A 7,751-nucleotide genomic window follows, 5' to 3' on the forward strand; every position below is an offset into this window, starting at 1 on the left:
TAATACATGCAAATTATTTATGAACGAGAAATAAAGAATAACATAAAAAAACTTGATGACTTATGGAATAATGATTCTACATTCATTTTTCTTCCTGATCATAGTGGAATCAATAATAAGTGGCTTAAAAAGTCTATTGAAAAAATTCCAAATAAATATTGTAAAGATCATTTCGCACTGCTTACATCTGGTAGTACAGGACAGCCTAAAATTGTAATTGGAAATAAAGAAAGATCTGAAAAATTAGCTTTTTTACTGCACGAAGTTCAATTCAGTGATCCTGTAAAAGCAACAATATTAGCATTGCCGCTTTCATATTGTTATGCGTTTGTAAATCAATGGCTATGGGCTCGCGTTCACGAGAGGAGTCTTATGTTTACAGAAGGGTTGAAATATCCTGATCGTTTAAAAGAGGTTCTTTTAAATGCCGATAATGCAATGCTTTGCTTGATTGGTGCACAAGTACCTTTAATGGAACGTTATTATTCTAACAATGATTTTCCTGGAGTTATAAGAGTACACTTTGCAGGAGGTAAATTCCCTCAAAGGCAAATAGAAATTGTAGAAAAAATTTTCCCAAATGCAAAGATTTTTAATAATTATGGATGTGCTGAGGCTATGCCGCGCTTGACACTACGAAAATTAGAAGAAAGTGATGACTTTAGTAATATTGGGAAACCATTGCCGGGAATAGAAATGAAAACGGGTTCGAAAGGTGAAATTCTATTTAGAAGTCCCTTTAGAGCGATTGGCTTTATTGATAAGGAGGGTTCAAGATTCCTCTCTGATGACGAATGGATCCCATCAGGCGATTTTGGTGAGGAAGTTTCCGATGGTTACTGGAAACTAAAAGGGCGAAGTAACGAAGTTTTTAAGCGATACGGTGAAAAAATATCTCTGCCTCAGTTACTTGACACTGTGAATAAGCAGTGGAATGGCCAAGCTGTTTTTTATAATGTTAAAGATAAAAATGGTGAAGATGCACATGTGCTTGTCCTTTCTCCACAACCAGCAAAAGAAGATATTAGAAGGCTTTTGCAGATGTTTCGTAAGAAACATACGCGTCCACATTGGCCTCTACGTATTGAAGGTGTTTCTCAAATGCCACTTTTATCAAATGGAAAAATAGACAATTTAAAAATTAAGTTAATTACAGATAAAATAATTTTTTGGGAGCAGATAGGATAACAACATGACAAACGTAGAAAAGTTAAAACAATTAGTGATAGATGTCTTTCTCTTAGATGACAATGAATTTAGTCTGGAAATGATGCGTGATGATATTGAAACATGGGATTCTCTGGGTATTGTCTCAATGGCTGTTGGCATTCAGGAAGTTTTTGGATATCATTTTACACCAGAAGAGGCAGTTGCAATACGCGGAGTTCAAGATATTATTAAGGTTTTGGAGGCAAAAGGGATTTCGTTTGATGAATAAACCACAAAAATGGTCATTTGATCAAATTAAAAATATTGCGCGGAAGAATTCACAGGTTTGGTCTACTGCTTCTGTCTTGACTAAAGTTAAAAAAAATTTTTCATGTGAAATTGTATTAAACTCTCAGGAGCTTGATAAAAATATTGAAAATTTGATTGTGGTCGGCGGTGGCACTCTGATAGACAAAGCTAAAGTTTGGAGGCAAGAAAATTGCCCGGAAGCCAAACTTTATGCGATACCTTCCATATGGGGAAGTGGTGCAGAAAATTCACCAATTGCTGTCTTAAATAAAAAGAACAAGAAAGTTATCTATAATGGCCTGGAATTTTTGCCTGATGTCCGGGGAATTTGGGAGGAGCTTTCAGGAAGTTTATCTAATGAATTAATAAAATTTGGTTCTGGAGATGTTTGGGCACATGCATTAGAAGGTTTTTTTTCCCCTCTTGCATCCGAATCTGTACTTAACCTATTGAGTCAATTGATAAAAACACTCGAGTCATTACCGGTAGAGAATAATCCAATATGGTATGAGTATAGTGCTGAAGCAAGTTGGTTACAATCTATGTCCGGCGTAGGTTTTATTCATGGAATTTCTCATATCTTAGAAGGTGTAATTAAAGAAAATGATCAAAAACTAAATATTGGACATGCGCAGTTATGTTCTATCTATCTTTGGCCTGTATTTTCATTAAATATTGCCTTAAGTCCCAAAATAGAAAAATTAGCTTTTAAATATAATTTAAATTTATTTGGTATTATGGATGTTTTAAAAACATTTTATGACGACGAACTTTATGACAATTTGATGCCTGCTTTTGAAAAAAATTTCAAATCAATCCTCAGAGATCCATGCACCCGAATCAATAGCGCTTTGATAAGACCTGACGTTTTATCATATTTTACTGGAAAGCAATTTAAATGAGCGAACTGATCAAAAAAAAACCTTATGAAAAACGAGATGATATTCTGTTTTTACAAGAACTGAATAATCTTACAGAATATCATTTAAAAGGATGCAAGGATTTTTTTAGAATATGGGCGAACTGGAAGCACGTTGATAATATTTATGATATTCCGTTTCTCCATGTTGGAATATTTAAGTATTTAACCCTAAAGACCCAGCATTCAGAACTAACACATAAAAGGACAGTTAGCTCCTCATCTACAAGTGGCGTTCCAAGTAAAATTATTCTTGACGAGAGAAGTTCAAAACTTCAATCGCTTAGTACAACTAAAACTTTAATGGATTTTTTAGGCGAGAAAAAAAAACCATTACTTGTTATTGACAGTGTTCGTTCCCTGAGATCACGATCAGGGCTTTCTGCACGTATGGCTGCAGCTATGAGTTTACGCCCTCTTGCTAATGATATTCAATTTTTACTTGATGACCCTGATGATTATGAAAGTATAAAATGGGACCTGTTAGAAGAGAATATTGATTTATATGATGAATTCATTGTGTATGGTTTTTCATGGATTCTTTGGTTAGCCTGGGTAAAAAATAAGTTTCCCACAACTATTCAAAAAATTTTAAGAAATAAGAAAATTTATTTTGTACATAGCGGCGGCTGGAAAAAATTAGAATCAATAAAAGTTAGTCATGAACATTTTAATACCTCCCTTCTTGACAACCTTCATTCAGATTCAAAAGTTATTGATTTCTATGGGTTAGTTGAGCAAATAGGCATTATTTATCCATTATGTGAATGCGGTGCACGGCATGTTCCTGTCTGGGCTGATGTTATTGTTCGTGATTCATACACGCTAAAACCATTAGAAAATGGTGAAATTGGCCAATTGCAATTGTTAAATTGTATAACTTTTGGCGCACCTTATTATAGTGTACTTACTGAAGACTTGGGAAGAATTTTGACTGGGAGTTGTTCTGTGGGAAGGTCTGGTAAACGGTTTGAGTTAATTGGAAGAGTCCCAAAAGCTGAAATAAGGGGATGCGCAAATGTCTAATTATCTTTCATTTTATAGAATGAACAAACAAATCACAGCGGTTTCACTCCCTTTCAATATTGATGTTATGATTTCAGACTGGTTAGGGCTTAGACCAAAAATGGTCAAGAATTTACCAAATGGTTTTTCTCGAGATGAATGGGCATATTTAATATCCTTTTTGTGTTTTGATAATTTAGTACGGCCTTTTGAAAATTCTTTTGGTGAAAAGCTTGAAAAATTTGGTGGTGATGTACAAACCCTTTTAAGACCCAGAGGCCATGTTGCTTTATGGCTTCCAAACAACGTGAGTTTGTTGGGACCTTTAATATTAATCCTTTTAAGTCTTAGTGGAAATTCTATAAGTATAAAAGGTGGATCACAGAGTGAAAATTTAACTAACATTTTTATTAGTTATATAATTTCAACATTACCTGACGAAGTTCTTTTAAAAAAATATTTGCTTGATAATGTTTTATATCAAACCTTTGACCGACATGATTCTCGGAATATTGAGATGGCAAAGAATGCAAATATTAGAATTATATTCGGTTCTGATGAGGCCGCAGCAAATATTAATTCTATTAAACATCCAATTGAAAGTATCGGGTTTAATTTTATTAATAGAAAGTCTGAAGTTTGGATCGAAAAAAATGCATTGAATGAAAGCTCGATAGATACGTTAATAAAAGTTTTTGCTATTTATGGACAAGCGGGTTGCACATCTCCAGGAAAAGTTACAATTGTTGATGGAGACCAAAATGATGTGAAATATTTAAAAGATAGAATTGTTGAAAAATGGTCATCAATTATACCAAATAAACCTGACCAATATATCGCATCGAATAATATATTAGCAAAACAATTAGCTCTATCATCAGGGTGGGCGGCGGATCTCACAAACTTAAATGGATCGCTTATTGCCGCAGGATCTTATGATTTAAAAGACCTAAATTCGCTTATGGCTCTTCCTATTGTATGGGCAGGCTTAGAACAAGCAATTGACCGATTGCCGGAAAATATTCAGACTTTGGGATACATATTAAATGATCCAAAAGAAATAAAATGGTTAAATATTATTTCAAAAACAAAAATCAAACGCTTTGTCCCTGTGGAGAAGATGCATCATTTTAGCTTTATATGGGATGGATACAAGTATTGGCAGCAATTATTTGAAACTGTTGAGGTTTTATAATGGTAAAAAATAAATTACAGCAAGGTGATACTGTTAAAATCTCTCGAATTATAAATGATAAAGATATAGAAAGTTTTGCAGAATTAAGTTTTGATAGGAACAAGGTTCATTTTGATGATGAATTCGCTTCAAAAACATTTTTTGGAAAAAGAATCGCTCATGGAATGCTTGGAGTAGCATTGGTGTCTGGAGCATTAACAAAATTAATGGGCGACGGTAACATATGGCTTTCAAGTTCTATTACCTTTGAAAAACCTATATTTATTGGCGATGAGATAACCTGTGTTTTGACTGTAAAAGAGATTGATAGAAGAAAAATAGCTTTAATTGAAATAGAAATAAAAAATTCAAACAATGAAAAAATTATTTCTGGAAATGTTAAAAGCATGAGATTCGGAAATAGTTAATAGCGCTTAAGAAAAATGGGGTGGATCAATGAGTGAAAAAAAACTTATTATTATCGGTGCCAGTGATTTTGGACGAGAAATAATGTACGCGGCAAAAGATTGTAAATTCGGTAATGAAAAGATTTGTTGGAAAACAGTAGCATTTGTTGATGAAGCAGAAGATAAGATTGGAACATTATTAGAAGAACTTCCAATAATATCTTTCAATGAATTGTCTGAAATTATGGATGATGAAACTTTTTTAATAATTGGTGTTGGAAATGCAGTTTCAAGGGAAAAATTGTACAGAAAATTAAAAGAAATTATTCCCGAATCAAAGTTCACTTCAATTATTCATCGAAGTGCTGTTATTATGCCAAATACAGTAATCAAAGAAGGTGTATTTATTGCGCCAAATACTACAATTGCTATCGGGACAAATATAAAAGAACATGTAGTTGTTAATCAGAATGTTTCTATCGGTCATGACTGTGTGCTTAATGAATTTTCTGTTGTAAGTCCAGGTTCAATTCTATCAGGACATACGAAAGTAGGTAAAAAAAGTTTTCTTGGGAGTGGTGTGATTTCATATCCCAATGTTACAATTGGAGACAATTGCACAGTTAGTTCTGGTGTCGTAGTTATAAGAAATTTAAAAACCAATAATAAACAAATTTTAAAACCAAATACAATGATACTACCTTCGTAGGTGGTTTGTTGCTTATCTTTGTTTTATGAGATAATTTTTAATATTGATAATTTAGGCTTCAACATTAAGACGTATTTTCCATTTGCTTCAGCGCATGTGTGGTTATGAAATGTGTTTTATTGATAGGGTTGAACAAACGTGAATTCAAAGATGGAAAAACAGAATTTTAAAGCATTTCCTCCCTGGCCGCATTTCGGTGATGATGAGATTGAGGCTGTAGAAAAGGTATTGCGGTCTGGAAAGGTCAATCAATGGACAGGGTCTGAGGTAACGAGTTTTGAAAAAGAATATGCTGATTTTGCGGGTGTAAAATATGCGGTTGCTCTTGCCAACGGGAGTGTTGCCCTGGAACTTGCTCTGGAGGCTCTTGGAATTGGCGTTGGCGATGAAGTGATCGTTACCTGCTACACCTTTATCGCTTCGGCCAGTGCAGTAGTTATGCGCGGGGCCGTTCCTGTTATGGCTGATATTGATCCCGGCAGTCTGAATATTTCCGCTGATACGGTACGTGCCGTCATCTCTCCCCGCACCAGGGCGATCATTGCTGTCCACCTGGCTGGCATGCCCTGTGATATGGACCCGCTTCTAAAACTGGCCGGAGAATATGATCTAAAGGTTATTGAAGATTGCGCTCAAGCCCATGGGGCAAGCTATAAAGGACGTCCTGTCGGTTCATTGGGGGATGTGGCGGCGTTTTCCTTTTGCCAGGACAAAATAATGACTACCGGCGGAGAGGGTGGCATGCTCACCACGAATGACAGGGCGATCCGGGATAAGGCCTGGGCGTATAAGGATCATGGCAAAAATTATGACAGTGTCTATCACAAGCAACACCCGCCCGGATTTTGCTGGCTGCATGACAGCTTTGGAACAAACTGGCGCATGACCGAGATGCAGGCGGCCATTGGTCGGGTGCAGTTGCGGAAACTGCCGGAATGGACGGCAATACGCCGGCGCAATGCCGCAATACTTACTGAGTGTTTTGCAAAGATACCGGCTTTGCGGGTACTGGATGTGCCGGAAGAGTTCGGACATGCTTATTATAAATATTATGTTTTTGTTCGGCCCGAAAAACTTCGGGAAGGATGGGATCGGGATCGGGTTATGAATGCCGTTACAGCGGAAGGGATTCCCTGTTTCAGCGGCAGTTGCAGCGAAATTTATCTTGAGAAGGCTTTTGTGAGAGCAGGAATCGGGCCGGGCAGGCGGCTGCCTGCTGCCGGAAAGTCGGGCGAAACCAGCCTGACGTTTCTGGTTCATCCTACCCTTGGTGCTGATGAAATGCGGGATACCTGCCGGGTGGTGGAAAAGGTTTTTGGGTCAGGCTTGTGTTGTTGTCGTTATCGTGAGACAGGAGAACGGTCAGATTTTTAAAATAAAATATTTAATTCTTTACATAGCTTCTTTGGCTCTCAGAGGTGCTGGCGCATAGCTTGTTGCCAGGTGGGGCAGTGGTTTTGGGCTTTTGGACAAGGCCAATCATCGGAGTTCTCATAAAGGGGTTGTTCCAAAGGGCGGCGGGATTGGTATCCTGGCCGCTTTTTTTCTGGCATCATGGATGTTGGGGCTTCCGGTATTATTCTGGGTGTGTGCGGGGCTGATTTCCCTTTTGAGTCTTTATGGTGATTACAGTGAGATTTCTCCGAAGGTTCGGCTGGGGATTCAGCTTCTGGTAAGCGTTGGTCTGTTGTTTGGCCTGTTTTATTGGGAAGGCCGGGGGTGGCCTGTTTATTTGCTTATTCCTTTTTATGCCGTGTTTGTTGCAGGAACGGCCAATTATTATAATTTTATGGATGGGATTAACGGGATTGCCGGGGTTACCGGTGTTATAGCATTCGGGCGGTGGATAGCTGGGATAGCGGGGTCTGACCGAAAGCGCCGATTAAAACCGGTAAAGGATAGAGAATGAAAGAGTCTTATGGTGAAGGTTTAGCAAATCACACCAGCCTCGAGTCATGCGGCAATTGCAGTAATGCAGGGGCTGAAGCGGTGACAGAGGGAAGCACAGGCGGGCTATTGAGCTCCGAAATCACCAACTTTCGGGTGCCGACCACGTGGTCAGTTTGGGAAGGCAACACG

The 7,751-nt window shown here is 37.6% G+C and carries 9 protein-coding genes; all 9 read left to right on the forward strand.

Translation table 11 applies throughout. The features are described from left to right. The first annotated feature begins 6 nt into the window (after positions 1–6). Complete coding sequence (locus QAI40_RS09130) at positions 7–1,188, forward strand: AMP-binding protein (RefSeq protein ID WP_304511582.1); 1,182 nt, start codon at positions 7–9, stop codon at positions 1,186–1,188. Between the two features lie 4 nt (positions 1,189–1,192). Beyond that, positions 1,193–1,438 carry a hypothetical protein gene (locus QAI40_RS09135; RefSeq protein ID WP_304511583.1) on the forward strand — a complete coding sequence of 82 codons (246 nt, stop codon included), beginning with the start codon at positions 1,193–1,195 and terminating at the stop codon, positions 1,436–1,438. Then, a complete protein-coding gene (locus tag QAI40_RS09140) occupies positions 1,431–2,360 on the forward strand; it encodes an iron-containing alcohol dehydrogenase (protein WP_304511584.1) in 930 nt (309 codons plus the stop codon). Before QAI40_RS09135 ends, QAI40_RS09140 begins: the two co-directional genes overlap by 8 nt. Next, positions 2,357–3,403: a LuxE/PaaK family acyltransferase gene (locus QAI40_RS09145; protein ID WP_304511585.1), complete on the forward strand. Its 1,047-nt coding sequence runs from the start codon at positions 2,357–2,359 to the stop codon at positions 3,401–3,403. Before QAI40_RS09140 ends, QAI40_RS09145 begins: the two co-directional genes overlap by 4 nt. Continuing rightward, positions 3,396–4,577, forward strand: a complete 1,182-nt coding sequence (locus QAI40_RS09150; RefSeq protein ID WP_304511586.1) for an acyl-CoA reductase — start codon at positions 3,396–3,398, stop codon at positions 4,575–4,577. Before QAI40_RS09145 ends, QAI40_RS09150 begins: the two co-directional genes overlap by 8 nt. Beyond that, positions 4,577–4,984 carry a MaoC family dehydratase gene (locus QAI40_RS09155; RefSeq protein ID WP_304511587.1) on the forward strand — a complete coding sequence of 136 codons (408 nt, stop codon included), beginning with the start codon at positions 4,577–4,579 and terminating at the stop codon, positions 4,982–4,984. The genes QAI40_RS09150 and QAI40_RS09155 overlap by 1 nt, the downstream gene beginning before the upstream one ends. A gap of 28 nt (positions 4,985–5,012) precedes the next feature. After that, positions 5,013–5,672, forward strand: coding sequence for a PglD-related sugar-binding protein (locus QAI40_RS09160; protein WP_304511588.1), 660 nt, complete (start codon positions 5,013–5,015; stop codon positions 5,670–5,672). A gap of 150 nt (positions 5,673–5,822) precedes the next feature. After that, positions 5,823–7,046 (forward strand): DegT/DnrJ/EryC1/StrS family aminotransferase, encoded by a 1,224-nt coding sequence (locus QAI40_RS09165; RefSeq protein WP_304511589.1) that lies wholly within the window; start codon positions 5,823–5,825, stop codon positions 7,044–7,046. Positions 7,047–7,137: 91 nt separating this feature from the next. Then, the gene (locus QAI40_RS09170; RefSeq protein WP_304511590.1) at positions 7,138–7,581 is read left to right on the forward strand and encodes a hypothetical protein; all 444 of its coding nucleotides are present in this window, start codon (positions 7,138–7,140) and stop codon (positions 7,579–7,581) included. The last annotated feature ends 170 nt before the right edge of the window (positions 7,582–7,751 follow it).

Origin of the sequence: Desulfobacula sp. (assembly GCF_030611305.1) — a bacterium.
Classification (GTDB): domain Bacteria; phylum Desulfobacterota; class Desulfobacteria; order Desulfobacterales; family Desulfobacteraceae; genus Desulfobacula.